The organism is Bacillus sp. FSL W8-0770, assembly GCF_038008705.1.
GTDB classification, from domain to species: Bacteria; Bacillota; Bacilli; order Bacillales; family Bacillaceae_G; genus Bacillus_A; species Bacillus_A cereus.
In genome coordinates this window covers 1,218,956-1,238,787 of the sequence record NZ_JBBOZR010000001.1, presented here as the reverse complement: position 1 = coordinate 1,238,787, position 19,832 = coordinate 1,218,956, and the positions used below count along the sequence as shown (strand labels likewise).

Genomic DNA, 19,832 nt, shown 5'->3' with positions numbered 1-19,832 from the left:
TGTATTAACGATATAAACGAACAGCACCTGCAGAATTATCATCAGCTTGTCCTACTACTTCAAATTTCAAACCAAGCTTCGGTAAAATACGTCCTGCATCTGGAATCTGTTGATTAATATACGTTTTAGAATCATCAAACTTTGGTACGCCTGCTAAACCATCATACGTAAATGTTCCACGCGTTGGAGATACGACTTTCCAAGCTGGCGTTTTGTCGAATGAGAACGCTGCATCAGCGATTTGGAATCGTGTACTACTCTTAACTGTTGGTTTACCATTTAAAGTACCAACAATTGCTTCTGGATGAGAATCAACTACACCAAGGAAACCGTGTCCTGGATGTACACCAACCCAGTTATCTGTATAAGCTGAATCTGCATACCATACAACCATACCAGTGTTAAATACTGGACCGCGAGCAAATTTCAACGCGTTATCTGCCCCAGCATAGTTTCTCCACTCAACATAGTAGTTATGTTTTTTCTTCTCTGTTCCGTTAGATACAACGAAACCATCTAATTTTAATTGTGGTGTACCTTCTGCGTCATCAGAGAATGCTACTTTACCATCTACTGTTAATGAAGCATTATCAAGAGCGAATCCATTTAATGCTAAACCACCATCAGTAATGTAATCAAATGTTAATTTTACTTTCTTGCCTTTGAATTGACTTAAATCATATGATTTGTCAATCCATTTTCCATTTGTCGAATCTGCATTTCCACTATTTGCTTTCTCACCAAGTCTTTCAATTAACGTTTGTTGACCATCTTCCGTTACAGCGTGTACTTCAAGGAAATCATACTCTGCTTCAATTTCATATAATGATTTGAAGTCAAATTTTGCAGTCGTTGCATTTGTTAAATCGAACAGTGGTGTTTCCATCTTCGTATGAAGATCATCACCTTTTGTGCTGTAGTAATACTGTTTTCCAAATGCCGGCTCAATTGTTTTTATATCTTTGTCTGGTAAGTTAACACGAATCATACCCGGACGGTTAGATTTCGTAACACTTTGATCCAAATATGTCGCTAGACCGATACCTTTATTTAATTTCTCGTAATCTACTTCTACGATATTTGCCCAGTTACCACCGATTGTTTTTTGGAAAAACTCTTTATTTTGTGGTGAGAAACTCGTTGGCGTCGTTCCAGCGATTTTACCAGCCCAGCTTCCGCCACTCATAATAGACCAAGCTTCAATCGGCTCACCTTGACCACTATATTGTGTATCGTACTCATCTGGAAGACCTAAATCGTGACCATATTCATGTGCGAATACACCAACCGCTCCATCTTCTGGTTCAATTGTGTAGTCGAATGCTGCCATCTTTCCACCCCAATATGGTACTTTCGCTTGTGTACCTTCAATTGGGAATGGCTTTGGTCCAACTGTCCAACGGTGCGACCAAATTGCATCATCGCCTAATTTACCACCGCCTGCTTCTTGTCCAACACCCGCATGAATAATCATTAAGTGATCGATTAAACCGTCTGGTTGATTTTTATTTCCATCACCATTTACATCGTATTGATCAAATTGGTCGAACTCTGATAAATCAATACCACTATCTACAGCTGCTTTTAATGCATCTTTTACTAAATCACGTGGCCCTTTTGGTCCTTTATTATCATGGCCGCCGCTAGCAGCATCTGCACCATAATCAGCCGCCTTACCAGGAACTGTTAACCATTTTGTAACTGTTCCGTCCACTGTGTAACTACCACCAGATTGTTCTTCGTAATATTGTTTAAACGTTTCAATTTTACTTCCATCATCTAATGTGAATGGCTCGTTGCCGAATAACATTTTTTCATAATGTTCTTTATTAAAATCGTTAGAATACATATATCCAGGCTCTTTGTCGATATTATTATGTTTAAAGTCAGCGTACTCTACAAGTAAAACGAGTACTTTGTCTTTACGAACTTCACCGTTATAGTCTTTTTGTTTCGCTGGAGAAGTTGGTACTTTACCATTTAGACCGCCTTTAACTGGGCCTGTCGCTGCAGGTGTGCCTGTTGCTGGTTGATTTAATTTTTCTTTCGTGTCTGCTTTCGCATCTTTCACTTTCTTTAAAAAGTCGGATGCATCTTTCGTAAGTTGGTCCCCATTCGCTGCTTCTTTCCCAGGATTTTCACCCTTTTTGTTCTCTACATACTTTTCGACTGCTTTCTTTGTTTCTGTCTCTGAAGCCTTCGAATCAATTACCCCACGTTTTTTTAATGCATCTGCTAAACGTTCTTCCGGAATTAAATGATCATCAACTGGGCTCGTAGCTGTTTTATTCACAGGCGTTTCAGCATATGCAGATTGAGTGCCAGCTCCGAATGAAAGGCCTAATACAGCTGTCAATGCGATTGATGACAAAACTTTGAACGGTTTCTTGTTCATCCCTTATTTCCTCCCCTAATAAATAATATGTATTACAAATTGAATTTTATTAAAAATTCAATATTTTTTCAATATTTAGTCATATTATGTAATGTTTTTAATATATTTGTAAAAATTTCATAGTTAGCATACGAATATATCACAATTCAACAATGTTTTCTGAAAATATTGAAAGTTTTTATCGAACAATTTATAATTTCCATAGAGGGAGTTTAATGGGGATTTTATCTTTGTTTCATCTACACAATATTTGATAATTCACTATATAAAACACAAAATCGGATTTCATTATCATGTATTCTGTAGCAGCAATTATGACCGATAATTAGGGAGGAATTACATTTGTACAAAGATAAGACAGACGCACTGGATCAAGAATGGATTGATTTAATACTTGAAGCTCTAGATGCTGGTATCGCCATGCAAGACATCGAGCAATTTTTCCAACGTATGAAGCCATCCAGTCAGGCTCAATAGGTTTGTTCTTTTTAACGAAGTTTATGTTATAATAATGACATCATAAGACAACTACATATTGATAGAAAGGTGCGCAAATATGATTGGAGAACGTATAAAACGCCTTCGTTTACAAAAAGGGATTTCATTAACTGAACTTGCCGAAAAAGCTGGCGTTGCTAAATCTTACATTAGTTCTATAGAACGAAATTTACAAAAAAACCCTTCCATTCAGTTTCTTGAAAAGATCGCAGCAGTTCTACAAATTCCAGTTGATACTTTACTTCATGATGAAACAACAAAGGAAACTAACCTAGACTCCGAATGGACACAACTCGTTAAAGATGCAATGAACTCTGGTGTCTCCAAAGAACAATTTCGTGAATTTCTTGAATTTACAAAGTGGAAGCAAAATCAAAAATAATAATAGAAAGAAGTGCTTACAACCAGCACTTCTTTTTCTTTATAAAAAAAAGCGGGAATACCCGCTTTTTTATTATTTTTCTTCCCCAGCTTCTTGGTTAGCATTGAATGTCCATTCTAAATTCAATGTATCACCTTGGAAGATATTTTGATCTTTTCCATCATCTACAAATTCAAATTGTACCCATAGATAATCCTCTGTACCAGCTGCTAATCCACCCTTTTCTCCCCACTCAGGAGCAAAGATATCTTTAGCTAAAAGATCTGGATCAACTTTTTGTAAGTCTGCTAAAGTTGTTTCGTATACAGGCTCACTTTGTTTATCCCAGTTCCAAAGGAATTTTACTTTAACGTGCTTACCAAAGTCTTCACCAGCATTATCACCTTTTGCATCTTTAACAGTATACTTTGTTGCTAATTTAACGTCTTTAATAGTTAACGAACCGCTGTTTTGTAATAAGAACTCTTTCTTAACAGAATCCCCTGGTTTTAAATCTTTAATATCTACAAGCGTCTTAGGGTTTAATGTAAGGTCTAACGTCCCAGCTGCAAATGTATTGTTTGATACTTCTTTATCGCTAAAGAATGCAAATGTTCCTCCACCAATTAAAGCTAACCCCAATGCTGCTGATGCAACTCCCATACCTAATTTCTTTTTCAGACTCACAATCAATTCCCCCTAGCTTTTTTTTATATTTTTATCACTTATTTTCCAATAAGAGATGTAAAGAAAACTATATTAGCTTAGCTAATATGCGTTCTTTTTTAAAAACCTTATGTTCATTATAACGAACAACCCTATATAAACACAACACATATTTATTAATATTTTCAGTTATTTTTATTTCTCAATATCATTTAGACTTTTCAGAAAAAAACAATGATAATTTATAACTTTTTTCACACTCAAATCATTTAATACTATAAGAAAAAAGAAAAACAAAGAGGTGAGGGCTAACGTTCCCTCACACTCGTATAAATATTACTAGTCTTGCTTATTCGTTCACTCTCTCTTACACCACATTCTTGTTTTCCGGCTGTTTCACTAAAGCAGTTACTCCGCTTTCTTTTGCTCTTCTACTTTCTTCTGTTCTTCTACTTTCTTCTGTTCTTCTGCTTTCTTCTGTTCTTTTGCTTTCTTCTGTTCTTCTACTTTCTTCTGTTCTTCTGCTTTCTTCTGTTCTTCTGCTTTCTTCTGTTCTTCTGCTTTCTTCTGTTCTTCTGCTTTCTTCTGTTCTTCTACTTTCTTCTGTTCTTCTGCTTTCTTCTGTTCTTCTACTTTCTTCTGTTCTTCTGCTTTCTTCTGTTCTTCTGCTTCAATTGCAACGTTTAATTGTTGCTGAAGAGCCTGAATTTGCTCATCAATAGCTTTCAAGCTAATTTCTTTCTCAATATAGTCACGCTTCTCTTTGATACTGCGGAAGCCTTCATTTACATATATGGACACTTGCTGCATCGACTCATCTTTATTTACCTTTAATTCTTCTTGTATTTGATTGTAAGGAGCTTCTATTTCAGTATATACATTTTGCAGGGCTTCCTTCTCAGCAACAATTTTCTCACGCCCTTGTTGCCATACAGAAATCGCCTGTTTTATTTCTTCAATAGAAGTTGCTTTCGATTTTCCCTTCATCGTTCCATACTCACGCTCAATAAACTGTTTATGTTTCTCAGATTGCTCTTTTAACGTATTAACTGTTTTCGGAAATATAATTGCTGTAGAAAGCGTCGCTTCTACTTTCGTTTCATGAATGAACGCCGCTTCTGTATGCGTCATAATTTGAGATCCTAAATAAAACGTAATAGAACACATACACGGCAATATAAGCATCTTTTTAAAATTACGCGGTCTTTTCAGCATCTTAATCTCTCCCATCGAACATTACGTTCTTTATACAGAACATTATCTATATTATAGTAAAGAACTATTAAAATTGATAGACAAATACTAGAAAAATAGAAAAAGGGCTATCCATGTGATAGCCCTTTTTCTTATTATCTTTCTTCACCTGCTGTTTGTTGTGCATCAAACGTCCAATTTAATTGTAACTTATCGCCTTGGAATTGATTTTGATCTTTTCCATTATCAACGAACTCGAATTTCACTTTGAATTTATCAGATTTACCTGCTGAAATACCTTTTTCATCCCAGAACCAAGCCGATAAATCATTATCTACAGCTGTAAGTGTGTCACCTTTTAATTTATCTAAAGTAGTTTGTTTCACAATTGTCTCATGCTTATCTACATTTTTTAAGAATGTTACTTTAATATGTTTACCAAAATCATCTTTATTGTCTTTCTTTACATCTTCTACATTATAATCTGTTTTCAGTAGAACCTTTTTAATATTTAAAGAGCCTTTATTTTCTAGTTTAAATTCTTTTTCAATTGTATCCCCAGGTTTTAAATTCGATACGTTAACAACTGTTGATGGATTTAATGCTAAATCCAGTGTTCCAGCCGCAAATGTATTATTTGACACTTCTTTATCACTGAAAAATGCAAATGTTCCTCCACCAACTAAAGCTGCTCCTAATACTGCTGATGTAATACCCATTCCTAATTTTTTCTTTAAAGTCATGTCCATATCCCCTTAATATATATTTGTTAACTTCCTAAACGGAAAGTATAACCAAACGAACTAGACGGATTGTTCTACTTTTTTATCTTTCTTTTCTCCGTCAATGCTACGAATAGCACCAAAAATAGAAATCGCGGAATACCCAAGTAAAAAGACTCCTGGAATAATAAGAAGCAATGCTGCTCCCGCTTTTGAATTCGCATAATTCAGTAAATAACCAACATACGGAACTGTAATATCTGCATACTTTCCAACTACATTTTCTGCAAGTACTGGCTCTAAATCTGGTCCGTTGTTGTTATCCCCTTTTGTTTCATACATTACTTTTCCATTTGTATCTTTCACACCGATAATACGGTGAGTGATAATTTTTTGATCTTTCTCTTTAAAGGTAATAACATCACCTTTTTGATATTTAGAACCATCTTTGTTTGGTTCTATTGCAATGATTGATCCTGTTAAAAACGTCGGCTCCATTGATCCTGAAAGAACGCTCTTAAATTGATATCCCATCACTGTCGGATCACCACCGCTTGCTTTTGAAGAAATAACTACAAAAGCTAAAAAAACCATCAATGCAAATAAAACAAATGAGATCGCGTTGCTAATTATCTTCCATATTAATTTCATCGTCTCTCTCCCTCTCCGTTGTTTTATATTATTTGAAGTATGCAATATCCACTTTGTTCTTTAACAAGAACACAAGTAAATGATATAACGAACTTTAAGTTATTGCAATAAGAAAATTTACAATTATTAGTTATTTAAAATATAGAAAAAAGACTGTGCCAAAATTTTACACAGTCTTTTTATTAGTAATTTATTTACCTTCTGATTTCATTCCTTTTGTATTTCGGCGCAACACTACATATAAAATTGCTCCAAATAATATAATCGCACCTATCCCAACACTTATTACTTTCACATTTGAGTCTTTTACTTCAGGCATAGTTGTATCTTTTTTAGGCATCGTAAAAGTGACATCTTCTGTTGAAAGAACATTTACCGTCGCAATTGTTTGATTATTTTTCGTAATATCAACTGCACCAACTACCTCACCACGATGTATTCCTTTATGATATAAAGATTCTTTATCTAATGAAGCCGCCCGGAAAATAGTTTTCACATTTTTCCCTTCATCTTTCTTAAGCATAAGCTCCGCACTTTGTTCCAACTCAGAATTAACATCTTTATTTAAATATGTTGTTTTTTGATGCCAATTATGTTTATCAAGCACCATTTGCTTCGTAAATTGACCGAAAGAATATTCCGCCATCTGCTTCAAATCTTCATAAATTTCAGGTCTTTGAGAAGCCATTACTACGCTTATAATACGATTTCCATCTTTCTCATTTAATAAAACAAGTGTATTACGTGCTTCATTCGTAAACCCTGTCTTACCGCCAATGCTATATGGATTTTCAAAAAAATTAGATTTATTAAAAATAGACACCGTCTGCCTAGACGTCGTAACTGTCGTTCTTTTCGTATTCATCGCTTGTAAAATTTCAGGATACTTTTGCACACCCTTCGTAATCATAGCCATATCATACGGCGTCGTATAATGGTTCGGATCATGCAATCCATTCGGTGTTACAAAGTGGCTATCTTTCGCCCCTAATTGCTTCGCTTTCTCATTCATCATATTAGCGAAATTCTCAACACTCCCGCCAATCCGCTCCGCAATCGCATACGACACATCATTCGCACTCAGCACCATTAAAATCATAAGCGCAGTATTTCTATTAATTGTCTCTCCAGGTTGAAACTCAATTTGATAATTACTCTTCTCTTGATCTAATGCTAATTGTGAAAATGTAAATTGATCCTCTGGCTTTGTATGCTCCATGAGTAAAATCGCTGTTAACACCTTCGTCGTACTAGCAGGAAATGCGCGGTGATATGCGTTTTTGTCATACAAAACATCTCCTGTTTTTGCATCAATTGTCGTTGCAAACTGACTAAAAACATTCGGTCCTTCCGCAGGTGGTGGTGCAACTTGTTCTGGATTTACTCCAATATTCGTCTCAGCACGCAATGTTATGGGCGTCAAAAAAAACGAACAAATAACTGTAATAAAAACCAAAATTTTCTTAAAATTTACCATATGACTCTCCCTTTTCCATTTACTCCTTAACAAAATAATAAATCTACCAATCATATGTAATTTGTATTATATTGGAAGAATTTTCACTATTTTTTACTATATCATACTTTTACGATAAAGAACATAAATATACAATAAAAATAAGAAGGAATTACTCTTTCTTATCCTTCTCATCAATCAACGAATCTATTAACTTTTGACTAGCTTCCTCGGGCGTAATCTCATCTGTTATTCCCATAAACGACCAACCTTTAGAATCAACCCACTCAACAAACTCTTGTAAAAATTCATCATGTGTAACATCCACATCAAGAATCGATCCATTAATCGAAATCGTTCTATTTTTAGACACGCGCATCTTGAACGTTTTTCTTACCATTACAACTTTTCTCCCTCTACTTCTGAATATTTATAAAGTGAAACTTTCATCAACCCTCACGAATCGGACTTTTACGGGCATTCCGACCCGAACCTAACTTCTTTACTTTTGCTGAATTTCGAAGTAAGGGATCTTACTGCCCGCAAATAGCGAGATAAAATAATCATGTATCTCTGTTATACATGATTTTCAGTAAATTGTAAAAAGGATATATTGGCCAATTGGCATATTAAAACTGAAAATCTATCATTCTGCAAAAATATCAAATGATATGTAATTGTTCATAAATGACTAAATAGATTCACATAAAAATAAAACAACTTACATTTTACCACACCAAATACAAATGACTTTCTTACAATGGAATGGAGTATACTAGAAGAAAACTTAAAATGAGGAGGAACCTCATGAAGCGTTGTACGTATTGTAAAACGAAGTGGACAATAAAAGATGTATGGGCAATACTCGTGACATTTGAAAAGGATTGTCCGTATTGTTTTATGAGACAATATCTATCAAAGAAAACGGTGAACGCTATGCCAGAACTTATAAGCTTACCTTTACATTTCTTACTCCCTTTTCTTGTTGATTTGAGTGCTGAAGGTCCTTTGGATTGGTATCGTAAATAATATAACCACTACATCCAAAGACTACTTTCTACTGAATTCGCTTCTCATCATTATTCCTTCATACATTACTAGCATAATCGCTTATACTTTCCCTTTTGAAGATTCTGTAGCTCAGCAGGAAGAGCGTCCCCTGAACAAGGTTTATCAATTATGACTTTAATAAACGATGATATATGCATACTGTTAAGCATAAAAAATTAGCATTAAGTTCCACTCAAATATTAATTGAAACCCAACACTCCATTTAATCTGTAATCTAGAATACAAGCAGTGTTTTTTATTATGCATTTTTGCATACAGTATTATTTTCTCTTGTAAATAGATAATAATGTTATATAATAAAACCAACGTTTTACCAATAAAAGGTAATAAGAAGTAGTGGAATAAGTAAATAACCAAAGCGTATTAACAGATTTGTTCTATGTAAATCATGATACATATATGGAATCAAAACTATGAAATTTTATGTAGTGATTAGATTACTACAAGATGAAAGATTCATAGCGAATACACTTAAGGAAAAAACGTTCCATTAGATTAATGTGATATCTATCGAACGAATTGAGAGTATACTTAGGGGGAATTTCAAGTGAAAACATTTGGTAAAGTATTATTAACTGGCGCATTAGCTTTAGGCGGTTTAACGGTTATGAACATTGAAACACCAAAAGCACATGCTGACGAATGGGATGGTTGTCATTACATTTGTGGTCCTGGTGAAACGGTGAACGGTGTTACAGTTCAGGTACACTCTACACAAGTTACTTTTGGTAACAGCGTAATTGCAAGAATTACAAATGACCGAGCTGAAGAAATTCATTACAATGTCAGCCTTGAAAAGAAATATGGCGATAGATGGGGAGAATTTGAAACCAACTTCCGTTGGCAAAATCAATGGGTCCCATCTGGAAGCAATGATGAAATTGCAACTTTCACAGGATATGGCGATGATATTTATGAGGATGGAACATATCGTTATAAAGTCGAAATAAAAGGCGCTGACGGTTCTATTGATACAATTTACACAGCAGGAATGACAGTTACAGGACGATAGCTTATGAACAAGCTCCATTATTTATGATTGTATTTTTGAAAATATCATTGATAATTGCGTTGATATTATTATTAAAATAAGCTCTTCGGGGCTTATTTTTTTATACAAAAATTAGAATATGAATATTCAGAAAATTACACCTTTACACCATTAAAGTTTGTTGCTATTATAGGAATACATCAAATGTTACAATACTCAACAAATTGTACAAATTCTCCGATTACACGAATGAAATGAAAATACATTGCTGATGGTAACATTTATAGTTGGGATCCCGTAGCTCAGCAGGGAGAGCGCCACCTTGACAGGGTGGAGGTCGTGAGTTCGAGCCTCTCCGGGGTCATATGAAAAACCCCTTGATAGTCAAGGGGTTTTCTTTATGTAGCAAATAAATGATTATTATTAAAACTAAATTTTTCCCTACTTCTTTTCTCCATTTTGGAGAAAGACATAAATTATATTAATTATCGCTCTACGTTGTTCGCTAGAACTCGATTCTTTACTCTCTTTTGGGAGCTTTTTAAAATTCTCTTTGAAAAATAGCCTAATACAGCAATTTTTATATTTATTTATATAAATTTCTCAACAAAAAAGATCTACACAGTTTAACTATGCAGATCTTTGTAAATTTAAGTTTAGAAATGAATAGACGAATCCTATTTTTGCCCTAATTTGATTGCCTTTTTGATATTACTAAATGCACCTTTACCATATATTAATACGCCACCGCGGTAAACACGACTCGTTAAACCAATCATCATACATATTGTTGCAATTAGAATTGCTAATGCAAGCGCAATCTCCCATACTGGGATATTGAGGAATCCAATTCGTACAAGCATAACAATAGGAGTGAAGAAAGGTACATAACTAGTAATGGTAACAACCATGCTGCTTGGGTTTGACATTCCATAAATTGCTATATACAAAGCAGCAAGTAACATAAACATCAGCGGCATAACAGCTTGAGAAGATTCCTCTATACGCGTAATGATAGAGCCAAATAGACAAGATAATGAGCCATATAATAAGAATCCTAATGTGAAGAATAGAATCCCATAAAACACTAGAGTTGGAGCAACAGAATTTAAATCAATACTATTTAAAATATCATTTTTCGAATCATTAATTGCTGTTTTATATCCAACAGTTGCGACCAAGCCCCAAATTATGATTTGCGTAATACCAGCCAATAATGTTGAGAATAGCTTCGCATATAAATGTTTGGTAGGCGAAATACTTGAAACAACTAACTCCATAACACGAGAAGATTTCTCTGTTGCAACATCTGTTGCTAATTGTGCAGCATACATTAATATCATTAGATAATTTAGCATGATAAAGACATTAATTAAAATCCCTACACCCTCAGTATGTTCTCCATCTTTAACCTTATCTGAAACCGTTTTGGTATGAATTTCTACTGGCGTTGTTAACACCTTTAATTCATCTTGAGATAGATTCAATTGCTGGGCGAAATTAGAAGATTGTATTTGAGATAAAATCGTTTGAACCTTGCTAACATCTTGCTGATTTACATCCGTCTCAGTTATATACGTAGCCTTTAATTGTTTATTATTCAATTCCTCTACAACGATTGCATATGTATAATCACCATTTTTAACACCTGATTCTGCTTTTTGTTTATCCGTGCTACGTTTAACTTGTATCTTACTATCGACATTTTTAAACACTTGATGAATGGTTGAATATAATTCTTCTTTTTCTGTAACAACAACAACTTGATCGTCCTCGTTACCTGCAAACAAGTTATAAATCTTGTCAAAATTCATCAATCCTATAATTAACATAGAAACTATTATTGTAATAGCAAAATATGATTTTGATTTCACTTTAGATTTATAGTTTTGTAAAAAAATTGTCCAGAAACTATTCATTTTGTGCACCTACTTTCGCAATAAAGATATCATTTAATGTAGGCTCTTCTACTGCAAACTTTTTAACATACCCTAATTTTGTTATCTCTTTAAATAAAACACGTGAAACTTCTTCATATGAAATTTTAAGAGTAACTGCATTTTTACGTTTCTTCATACTTTCTACACCTTTTATTTCTTTCAAATGGTCAAAGTTATGATCGCCAACGATTACAACGTTCTTTTTACCAAAATCACTTTTAATTTTGGTAATGTCACCCTGAACAACAGGTACACCTTTGTGCATAATACAAATGTGTTGGCATAACTCTTCCACATGTTCCATACGATGTGAACTAAAAAGAATTGACGACCCTTGTTTTTGCATATCAAGAACAGCGTCTTTTAACATTTCAACATTTACTGGGTCTAAACCACTAAATGGTTCATCTAAAATTAAGAGTTCAGGCTTATGTATAATCGCTGTTATCAGCTGGATTTTTTGCTGATTGCCTTTAGAAAGTTCTCCTACCTTTTTGTTCAGATGCTCAGTAATATTAAAACGCTCCAGCCAATAGTGAAGTTCTTTTTCTGCATCTTTACTTTTCATGTTCTTTAGTTTTGCAAAAAAGTTAACTTGTTCTTTGACAGTCATTTTCGCATAAAGACCACGTTCTTCTGGTAAATACCCAATTTTATCTGTAACACCATAATTTATAGGTTTACCATTCCATGAAATGGTCCCACTTGATTTCGATAAAAGTCCAAGTATCATTCGAAATGTAGTCGTTTTACCTGCTCCATTCCCGCCCAAGAATCCAAACATTTCACCTTTTGGTATCTCGATATTCAAATTATTCACTGCAACATGCTCGTCAAATTTCTTTGTTAAATCTTTAATTAGTAAACTCATTATCCACACCCTTAATTCCCAAGATGATTTATTTATACAATTGTATATCCATAGTCAACCACAATATTTTGCCCTCTAATGGCATCGCTTTTATCAGACATTAAAAATAAAATGACATTTGTTACATCTGAAATTTTAACAAATTTTCTATATGGAATTTTTTTAAATAACTTATTTCCTTCAAAGGACTTCAAATAGCTTTCGTTATTATCGTTTATACTATAGGACAGTGGTATACAATTCACTGTAATTATTCATTTTTTATCTTTCAAAAATGAATAATTACCAACAAATGTTATATTTCGCATTATAAGGTTAGCATAAGATTTAAAATATTTAATATGCAATTTTGCATATTTTAACATTCCTAATTATTTACATAGTGTTTGACCATCTTTATTTAAAGCAGCCCCCACATTCACAAAATTCACTTAAAACAAGAATTTGTTTATCCATACTTTTTCTATAATTTTTCATGAAAGAACTGAAATTAATTAGTACCCCCTGTTAAACACCTAAATCTGATACTTAAACTAACTAATCTTCCTCTAATAAATTGTTTTCTTATTTGACTTCACAATTAATAATACCCAGCAGGTATAGTCACAACATCTTCGTACACCTCCTCATTAAAGCTGAAGGAACACTAATTAAAATCTGGTCCAGAAATTTTACCTTTCTACGTTACAGGATCCGCATAAGAAAACATAGAATACAGTACCTCCTCTGTTACAACTAGCTGTATGTCATAAACCAAAAAATCATAATATAAAATTTATAGAATTAATTTCTTGAGTTCAAACCTCTCCAGGTTCATAAAAAAGAGACACCATATCAACCTTCTACGTGATATGGTGTCTCTTTTTATCTAATTCAATTACTTCCCACCAAACATCTTCTCCAAAGACTTCGCATTGGCAAACAATACTTCTTTCAAGTTATCGTCAGCAACGATTTTATAGTCGCCATCTTTGTCTTTCTTTAAGTTCAATGTAACTTCGCGAGTTGCCATTGCTGCATCTTTATCTGCCAAGTTTTTGACGATAGTTGATGTCATTGTTTTTTCGATTGCTTTTTCAGATTGTTCTTTGTCTTCACTAAAGGCACTAGCGAACGCCATTGGCATAACTTCTCCCACTGCTTTTGTTACAGCAACGGATAGATCAGCAGATGTAATTTTCACTTTCACTTCTGCTTTGTCATCCTTTTTCGATACTTCTTCTAGCTTTTCAAATTTAAAGTTCTTTGTAATTGCACTTAGCATTGCTTTTGCCTCAGCATCATCTGTTTTTTCATTTAGTTTATTAAATTCCTTGTCACTCTCGACAAATGTACGAGCTTTTTCTACATCACCTTTTTGTATCGCTGTTAAAAATTCTTCTGTAGTATCTTTCGGATTTGCACACCCTGCTAAAACACCTGCTGTTAATCCTACTACCATCATTAATAGCAATAATCTCTTTACCTTTTGCACGCTCATTCTCCTCTTATCTTTTCTATTAAGTCAGCATCATACAATATTAAGAAACTGACATTACAAACATTTTTTAGTATAGCATTTATATGATTCATTTTCTATTAATTCCCAAAAGATAAAGGACCTTGCAGCATTCCTACAAGGTCCCTCTTCTATCAATCTGTATCCGTAGCACAAATGAACCACATTTTCTGCTCCCTACTATCTAACACCATCCAAGTAGCATCCCATGCAACATCGTAAAACCAATCTGTCCAAGGGCAATAGCTTTTGAACACTTTAATATCTTCATAGCGATCTTGGAACATATATTGACATACATTCACGGCTAATTGTTTTGCGATAACTGGTCGTTCCTTAAATCCTTCATATGCTCCGCCCGACAAAATTTGAGCGGCAATGCTACCATCAAGCATGACTGCCCATTGCTCTTTAAAATGCAACTTATATTTTTCTGACGTATGTATTTTTAACTCTTCTAAGCTATTGATTATATCTAAAGAGTTAAAGATTCTTCTAAAGAAGTGCTCGTGTCCATCTTTCCAATATGGTATTTCTTTAAAAAAATTTTCGTTATGTACTTTAAAACAGCTTATAACCACTCCGCCATTTACGTTTTGTTCCTTAAATGTATGTATGAGTTTCTCAATAGATGAGTCATTCGTTTCTATTTTTTCAAACGTTCCTGCTTTCCATCTCATAACGCCCACTACTCTCTATTCAAAATTTGTTTCTTAATTATAAATATCAAAATAAAACCCAGCAACTTTAAGATTGCTGGATTATCTCTTATTTATATTTAAAAAAACAATAACAATTGCTCCAATTATATAATGCCCTGCTACCATCCACATACTCCGATCAAAAATCATAAGCGATAACCAGAGTGATATATTCATAGTAGCAAATAATAAATATAAAATGTAATCTCTCTTTTGTATTGCTCCTCTATTCATCAAAATGTAAGCGGCACCGATAAGAGGAAAAAGACAAATATTTTTCTTAACGACTACGGATGCGGAGTTAGTGTCTGCATATGAACCTCCTTTTCATCATAATACTTGCTTCAACATCGGCCTCACTACCTTATATTCATCACTATAAGCTTCCTTTATGATTAAAGGCGGGTAATCACTTTTTTCTTCCTCAATCATTATGAATACTTCTGTTTTCTCTTGTAATGTATTAGATTCTCTATTTTTAGTAGGTTTTTTACTTGTTTTAATTTTCTTTGTTACTTCGCCAAGTTTTTGCCCAACTTCTTCTACTTTGGCAGGTTCATTCGTAACATAGTATTCTTGTTCGTCCCATACTAATATAGGTGGCACTTGTTCTCTTTTGTTACATATTATATAAGTAGTACTAGCTACAAGTAGTATACAAGTTAATAAATAGAAGATAGTTTTTTTATTCATATACTACACTCCTTATCTATCATTTCATTGGATTATATAACACAATTTATTTTCAGAAAATGGATTTGGTGGTAATTTTCAGGTTGAACAATAAAGAAAAACCTTACCAAAGTAAGGTTCCGTTTTTACATTCTATAGTGACTGATTAATTAATACGATCATTACAATAATTGCTATAAGCATAACAACTAAACAGCCGATTAATTTATAAAATCCTCGCTTCGTTAATGTCCCACCTTGAACGTCTTTACGAATAAATAAGAATACGGCTAAAAATAATACAAGCCCAATGCCAAAAGCATACATCATTTGCATATGTTAATCTTCCTTTCTCTCCTCCATCTTAATATCTTTTTGCTAAAACAACAAATGAGATAAAGACGGTACTCATTGTAAGTGCCATAAGTATATTCAATAATATAGAAGAAACTTTTTTAAATTTTAGCACGTCTATTTTGAAGCGAAACACGGAACACTGTAAATAACTGTTACTATATCTCCTCACTTCTTTTTTTAAAATTTAATATCTCCATATTTGTTTTATCCTTTTAAAATATTTCATTTATTTCTTTATTTCACGAAATGCGTTATTTGTTTTACGGTGTTTTTCGTCATATTTATAGAAACTAACTGTTTATGGAGCATTTTTTATGTTTAGCAACTTTTTTTGTAGAAATCCTTCACTTTCCTTTCAATATTTAACACTATCTAAATAAAGTTTACGATAAATTCATAATTTTTTATTTTTTATACTATATTCCGTTATATTGTTGTATAATATCTATGAAAGCGCTTATTATTTCAATATACATAATTCAAACTTTTTTTATCGAAACATTCTAACTATTATACCTATATTTAAATGCAACAATTATAGCTATTAGTATAGGCATACCAAATATATCCACCCCATTTTTCTGTAAAATTACTTTATAACATGAAAGATTAACTTGGGTGATAAGTTATTGTGAATGTTTTTTTACAAAACAGATAAGTAATAGTGTTTGGTATTATGTAAATTATTGTAATAACATAAGAGTAAAGAAAAACATTTACATTGATTATTGATTCATTACTTATTGAAAAAGAGCAAAATGCACCTTTGTATGGAAAAGGATTATATGCATTGGGAGGTTTAAACAAATGACGAGGAAGAATACAACGACAAACCCTTGGGCCAAGTTCCACGGTCCGAACCTTGGTTATGTTATTGAGCAGTATGATCTTTACGTAACTAGAGCAGGTTCTGTTGATCCGGAATTACAAGAGCTTTTTGAAATTTTTGGAGCTCCTTCGTTTCAAGATGATGTCGTAACAGGGGACAACACAGCAACACATTTTTCTCCTCAAAACACAGGTAATATTGAAAAAATTCTTAAAGTCGTTCAACTTGTTGAGCAGATTCGTTCTTTTGGGCACACGTTGGCTCACATCAACCCGATGGAAGATGCTGCAAATGGACAATCTCTTCTTGAGAAAGCAATGAACGAACTGAGCGATGCTGACTTGAAAGCGATTCCAGCGAAAACAGTATGGCCAGATGCACCAGAAGGTATTCACACTGCACTTGATGTAATTCATAGATTAAAAGACGTTTATACAAAATCTTTAGCTTATGAATTTTCTCATATACAAGATAGTGAAGAACGCGCGTGGTTGCATCAAATGGTGGAATCAAATTCATTGCGTCAACCACTATCAAATAAAAAACGAACTGCTCTTTTAAAACGTTTAACAGCTGTTGAAGGTTTCGAGCAATTCTTGCATAAAACATTCGTTGGGCAAAAACGTTTCTCTATCGAGGGCGTTGATATGCTTGTACCTGTTTTAGATGAAATTGTTCTAGAAGGTGCTAAGAACGGCGTTGAGGATGTCATGATCGGTATGGCTCACCGCGGTCGCCTAAGCGTACTTGCTCACGTATTAGAAAAACCATATAGCCACATGTTTGCTGAGTTCAAACATGCAAAAATAGAAGGCGCAGTGGCTAATTCTGGCTGGACTGGCGACGTGAAATACCATTTAGGTAGAGAACAAGTCGTTAGTAACGAAGAAGTTAGTACTCGCGTTACATTAGCAAATAACCCGAGTCATCTTGAGTTCGTGAATCCTGTAGTAGAAGGTTTCGCACGTGCGGCTCAAGAGAATCGTAAAAAATCTGGTCTTCCAGATCAAGATACTTCAAAATCATTCGTAATTTTAGTTCATGGTGATGCTGCATTCCCTGGTCAAGGTATTGTATCTGAGACACTCAACTTAAGCAGATTGAACGCGTACCAAACAGGCGGAACGATTCATGTTATCGCAAACAATGCAGTTGGTTTTACGACTGATAGCTATGATTCTCGTTCTACGAAATATTCAAGTGACCTTGCAAAAGGCTTCGATATTCCGATTGTTCACGTGAATGCTGATGATCCGGAAGCTTGTCTTGCAGCTGCTAACCTTGCGATTCAATATCGCATGTTGTTCAAAAAAGACTTCTTAATCGATTTAATTGGTTACCGCCGCTACGGTCATAACGAAATGGATGACCCGGCAGTTACGCAACCACAAGTGTACAAAAAAATTAAAAACCATCCAACTGTAAGAGCAATTTATGCAGATCAATTACAAGCTGCTGGTGTTCTAAATGCAGATGAGGTTGAAACAATTACACAGTTTATACAAGAGCAATTAAAATCCGACTATGCACAAGTACCACCAGCTGATACGAGTGATGCAACAATTCACGTTAAAGTACCAGATGTTGTTGCAAAAGGTATTCAGTCAATTGATACTGGCGTTGAGATTGACTCACTTCGTGCAATTAATGAAGGTCTACTATCTTGGCCAGAAGGTTTTAACGTATATCCGAAAGTGAAGAAAATTCTTGAGCGCCGTAAAGATGCTCTTGAAGAGAACGGCAAAATTGAATGGGCACTTGCTGAATCATTAGCATTCGCTTCTATTTTACAAGAAGGTACGCCAATTCGTTTAACTGGTCAAGATTCACAGCGTGGTACATTCGCACACCGTCATATCGTATTACACGATACTGATACAAATGAAACATATTCACCATTACATCGCTTACCAAACATTAATGCTTCATTCTCTGTTCATAACAGTCCGTTATCAGAGGCTGCTGTTGTTGGTTACGAATATGGTTATAACGTATTCGCTCCAGAAACTCTTGTTATGTGGGAAGCGCAATATGGTGACTTCTCAAATACTGCGCAAGCATTATTTGATCAATATGTTTCAGCTGGAAGAGCAAAATGGGGTCAAAAATCTGGCTTAGTTCTTCTATTACCACACGGTTATGAAGGTCAAGGACCAGAGCACTCTAGTGCACGTCCAGAGCGTTTCTTACAGTTAGCTGCTGAGAATAACTGGACAGTTGCAAACTTAACGAGTGCGGCTCAATACTTCCATATCCTGCGTCGTCAAGCATCTATCTTAGGAACGGAAGCTGTTCGACCATTAGTATTGATGACGCCGAAGAGTTTATTACGTCACCCACTTACGCTTTCAACTGCTAGTCAGTTAAGCGAAGGACGTTTCCAACCTGCTTTAGAACAAGAAAACCTTGGCATGAAACCAAATAAAGTAAAACGTCTTGTTTTAAGCACAGGTAAAATGGCGATTGACTTAGCAGCAGAAATCGAGTCTGGTAAACATGAGTACAACTTAGACGAAGTTCATGTCGTTCGTATTGAGCAATTGTACCCATTCCCTGCTGAGAAAGTTCAATCTATTATTAAACGCTTTAAAAACTTAGAAGAAATCATTTGGGTTCAAGAAGAACCTCGTAATATGGGCGCATGGCATTACATGGCTCCAATTCTGTTCGAACTTGCTGGAGATAAAGTGAAAACAGGCTACATTGGACGTCCTGATCGCTCTAGTCCATCTGGCGGCGATCCATTCGCTCACAAAGCTGAGCAAGAACTAATCGTTGCACATGCTTTAGATGTAAAGTATAACTTCCGTCAAGATAAACAAGAAATTGAAGTTTACAGCAACTAAAAAGTAACAATGAAGCTTTCTTGCTTGTTCCTTGGGCAGATATTCTGCCCAAGGCCAGGCTAACAAATGGAGATTACCGAAGACAAAAGAAGAAAAAACACACCGTTAGGCAA

19 protein-coding genes, 1 tRNA gene and 1 pseudogene are annotated in these 19,832 nt (G+C 34.4%); 6 read left to right on the top strand and 15 right to left on the bottom strand.

All coding sequences use genetic code 11. The annotated features are described in order from the left end of the window. Positions 1-4: 4 nt before the first annotated feature. Entirely contained in the window at positions 5-2,395 is a 2,391-nt protein-coding gene (inhA1, locus tag NST27_RS06470; protein WP_001035944.1) for a M6 family metalloprotease immune inhibitor InhA1, read from the bottom strand. 342 nt (positions 2,396-2,737) lie between these two features. Here inhA1 and NST27_RS06465 point away from each other — a divergent pair, with 342 nt between their 5' ends. Next, entirely contained in the window at positions 2,738-2,872 is a 135-nt protein-coding gene (locus NST27_RS06465; RefSeq protein WP_000276219.1) for an anti-repressor SinI family protein, read from the top strand. A gap of 79 nt (positions 2,873-2,951) precedes the next feature. Then, positions 2,952-3,275, top strand: a complete 324-nt coding sequence (locus NST27_RS06460) for a helix-turn-helix domain-containing protein (RefSeq protein ID WP_000578885.1) — start codon at positions 2,952-2,954, stop codon at positions 3,273-3,275. A gap of 72 nt (positions 3,276-3,347) precedes the next feature. On the opposite strand, the gene calY is transcribed toward NST27_RS06460, so the two are convergent. The 6 genes from calY to NST27_RS06430 form a co-directional block, all read right to left on the bottom strand. Then, a complete protein-coding gene (gene calY, locus NST27_RS06455) occupies positions 3,348-3,941 on the bottom strand; it encodes a biofilm matrix protein CalY (RefSeq protein ID WP_000053713.1) in 594 nt (197 codons plus the stop codon). Positions 3,942-4,328: 387 nt separating this feature from the next. Beyond that, positions 4,329-5,135, bottom strand: a complete 807-nt coding sequence (locus tag NST27_RS06450; protein ID WP_047385765.1) for a DUF4047 domain-containing protein — start codon at positions 5,133-5,135, stop codon at positions 4,329-4,331. Between the two features lie 134 nt (positions 5,136-5,269). Then, positions 5,270-5,857, bottom strand: coding sequence for a CalY family protein (locus tag NST27_RS06445; RefSeq protein WP_000172854.1), 588 nt, complete (start codon positions 5,855-5,857; stop codon positions 5,270-5,272). Between the two features lie 60 nt (positions 5,858-5,917). Continuing rightward, a complete protein-coding gene (sipW, locus tag NST27_RS06440; protein ID WP_000767792.1) occupies positions 5,918-6,487 on the bottom strand; it encodes a signal peptidase I SipW in 570 nt (189 codons plus the stop codon). A gap of 190 nt (positions 6,488-6,677) precedes the next feature. After that, positions 6,678-7,964 (bottom strand): D-alanyl-D-alanine carboxypeptidase family protein, encoded by a 1,287-nt coding sequence (locus NST27_RS06435; protein ID WP_000247029.1) that lies wholly within the window; start codon positions 7,962-7,964, stop codon positions 6,678-6,680. Positions 7,965-8,115: 151 nt separating this feature from the next. Further along, positions 8,116-8,343, bottom strand: a complete 228-nt coding sequence (locus NST27_RS06430) for a hypothetical protein (protein ID WP_000251856.1) — start codon at positions 8,341-8,343, stop codon at positions 8,116-8,118. A gap of 407 nt (positions 8,344-8,750) precedes the next feature. Between NST27_RS06430 and NST27_RS06425 the strand changes: the two genes are divergently transcribed. The 3 genes from NST27_RS06425 (at position 8,751) to NST27_RS06415 (ending at position 10,369) form a co-directional block, all read left to right on the top strand. Continuing rightward, positions 8,751-8,972, top strand: a complete 222-nt coding sequence (locus NST27_RS06425) for a hypothetical protein (protein WP_000817344.1) — start codon at positions 8,751-8,753, stop codon at positions 8,970-8,972. A 589-nt stretch (positions 8,973-9,561) separates the two neighbouring features. After that, positions 9,562-10,026, top strand: a complete 465-nt coding sequence (locus NST27_RS06420; protein ID WP_061661786.1) for a hypothetical protein — start codon at positions 9,562-9,564, stop codon at positions 10,024-10,026. A 270-nt stretch (positions 10,027-10,296) separates the two neighbouring features. Next, positions 10,297-10,369: transfer RNA gene (locus tag NST27_RS06415), tRNA-Val, on the top strand. A 313-nt stretch (positions 10,370-10,682) separates the two neighbouring features. Here NST27_RS06415 and NST27_RS06410 read toward each other — a convergent pair. The 8 genes and pseudogenes from NST27_RS06410 to NST27_RS29535 all read right to left on the bottom strand — a co-directional run. Then, a complete protein-coding gene (locus NST27_RS06410; RefSeq protein WP_001084160.1) occupies positions 10,683-11,924 on the bottom strand; it encodes an ABC transporter permease in 1,242 nt (413 codons plus the stop codon). Then, a complete protein-coding gene (locus NST27_RS06405; protein ID WP_000054725.1) occupies positions 11,917-12,816 on the bottom strand; it encodes an ABC transporter ATP-binding protein in 900 nt (299 codons plus the stop codon). The genes NST27_RS06410 and NST27_RS06405 overlap by 8 nt, the downstream gene beginning before the upstream one ends. A gap of 32 nt (positions 12,817-12,848) precedes the next feature. Then, positions 12,849-13,061 carry an SDR family oxidoreductase gene (locus NST27_RS06400; protein WP_224765010.1) on the bottom strand — a complete coding sequence of 71 codons (213 nt, stop codon included), beginning with the start codon at positions 13,059-13,061 and terminating at the stop codon, positions 12,849-12,851. A 632-nt stretch (positions 13,062-13,693) separates the two neighbouring features. Further along, a complete protein-coding gene (locus NST27_RS06395; RefSeq protein ID WP_080008923.1) occupies positions 13,694-14,296 on the bottom strand; it encodes a DUF4878 domain-containing protein in 603 nt (200 codons plus the stop codon). Positions 14,297-14,448: 152 nt separating this feature from the next. Beyond that, a complete protein-coding gene (locus tag NST27_RS06390) occupies positions 14,449-14,994 on the bottom strand; it encodes a hypothetical protein (protein ID WP_001267320.1) in 546 nt (181 codons plus the stop codon). A 351-nt stretch (positions 14,995-15,345) separates the two neighbouring features. Next, positions 15,346-15,708 carry a hypothetical protein gene (locus NST27_RS06380; protein ID WP_001036575.1) on the bottom strand — a complete coding sequence of 121 codons (363 nt, stop codon included), beginning with the start codon at positions 15,706-15,708 and terminating at the stop codon, positions 15,346-15,348. A gap of 132 nt (positions 15,709-15,840) precedes the next feature. Further along, the gene (locus tag NST27_RS06375) at positions 15,841-16,023 is read right to left on the bottom strand and encodes a DUF3976 domain-containing protein (protein WP_001178294.1); all 183 of its coding nucleotides are present in this window, start codon (positions 16,021-16,023) and stop codon (positions 15,841-15,843) included. A gap of 28 nt (positions 16,024-16,051) precedes the next feature. After that, positions 16,052-16,126: pseudogene (locus NST27_RS29535) on the bottom strand (permease); the annotation flags it as partial. A 725-nt stretch (positions 16,127-16,851) separates the two neighbouring features. On the opposite strand from NST27_RS29535, the gene odhA reads away from it, so the two are divergent. Beyond that, positions 16,852-19,719, top strand: a complete 2,868-nt coding sequence (odhA, locus tag NST27_RS06370; RefSeq protein WP_000197175.1) for a 2-oxoglutarate dehydrogenase E1 component — start codon at positions 16,852-16,854, stop codon at positions 19,717-19,719. The last annotated feature ends 113 nt before the right edge of the window (positions 19,720-19,832 follow it).

What these genes read in the sequence shown, in the direction of transcription:
- inhA1 (WP_001035944.1), bottom strand. Translation starts at nt 2,395, where the DNA reads ATGAACAAGAAACCGTTCAAAGTTTTGTCATCAATCGCATTGACAGCT.
- NST27_RS06380 (WP_001036575.1), bottom strand. Translation starts at nt 15,708, where the DNA reads ATGAATAAAAAAACTATCTTCTATTTATTAACTTGTATACTACTTGTA.
- NST27_RS06450 (WP_047385765.1), bottom strand. Translation starts at nt 5,135, where the DNA reads ATGCTGAAAAGACCGCGTAATTTTAAAAAGATGCTTATATTGCCGTGT.
- NST27_RS06445 (WP_000172854.1), bottom strand. Translation starts at nt 5,857, where the DNA reads ATGACTTTAAAGAAAAAATTAGGAATGGGTATTACATCAGCAGTATTA.
- NST27_RS06405 (WP_000054725.1), bottom strand. Translation starts at nt 12,816, where the DNA reads ATGAGTTTACTAATTAAAGATTTAACAAAGAAATTTGACGAGCATGTT.
- NST27_RS06390 (WP_001267320.1), bottom strand. Translation starts at nt 14,994, where the DNA reads ATGAGATGGAAAGCAGGAACGTTTGAAAAAATAGAAACGAATGACTCA.
- NST27_RS06430 (WP_000251856.1), bottom strand. Translation starts at nt 8,343, where the DNA reads ATGGTAAGAAAAACGTTCAAGATGCGCGTGTCTAAAAATAGAACGATT.
- odhA (WP_000197175.1), top strand. Translation starts at nt 16,852, where the DNA reads ATGACGAGGAAGAATACAACGACAAACCCTTGGGCCAAGTTCCACGGT.
- NST27_RS06460 (WP_000578885.1), top strand. Translation starts at nt 2,952, where the DNA reads ATGATTGGAGAACGTATAAAACGCCTTCGTTTACAAAAAGGGATTTCA.
- NST27_RS06410 (WP_001084160.1), bottom strand. Translation starts at nt 11,924, where the DNA reads ATGAATAGTTTCTGGACAATTTTTTTACAAAACTATAAATCTAAAGTG.
- NST27_RS06375 (WP_001178294.1), bottom strand. Translation starts at nt 16,023, where the DNA reads ATGCAAATGATGTATGCTTTTGGCATTGGGCTTGTATTATTTTTAGCC.
- NST27_RS06425 (WP_000817344.1), top strand. Translation starts at nt 8,751, where the DNA reads ATGAAGCGTTGTACGTATTGTAAAACGAAGTGGACAATAAAAGATGTA.
- NST27_RS06435 (WP_000247029.1), bottom strand. Translation starts at nt 7,964, where the DNA reads ATGGTAAATTTTAAGAAAATTTTGGTTTTTATTACAGTTATTTGTTCG.
- NST27_RS06395 (WP_080008923.1), bottom strand. Translation starts at nt 14,296, where the DNA reads ATGAGCGTGCAAAAGGTAAAGAGATTATTGCTATTAATGATGGTAGTA.
- sipW (WP_000767792.1), bottom strand. Translation starts at nt 6,487, where the DNA reads ATGAAATTAATATGGAAGATAATTAGCAACGCGATCTCATTTGTTTTA.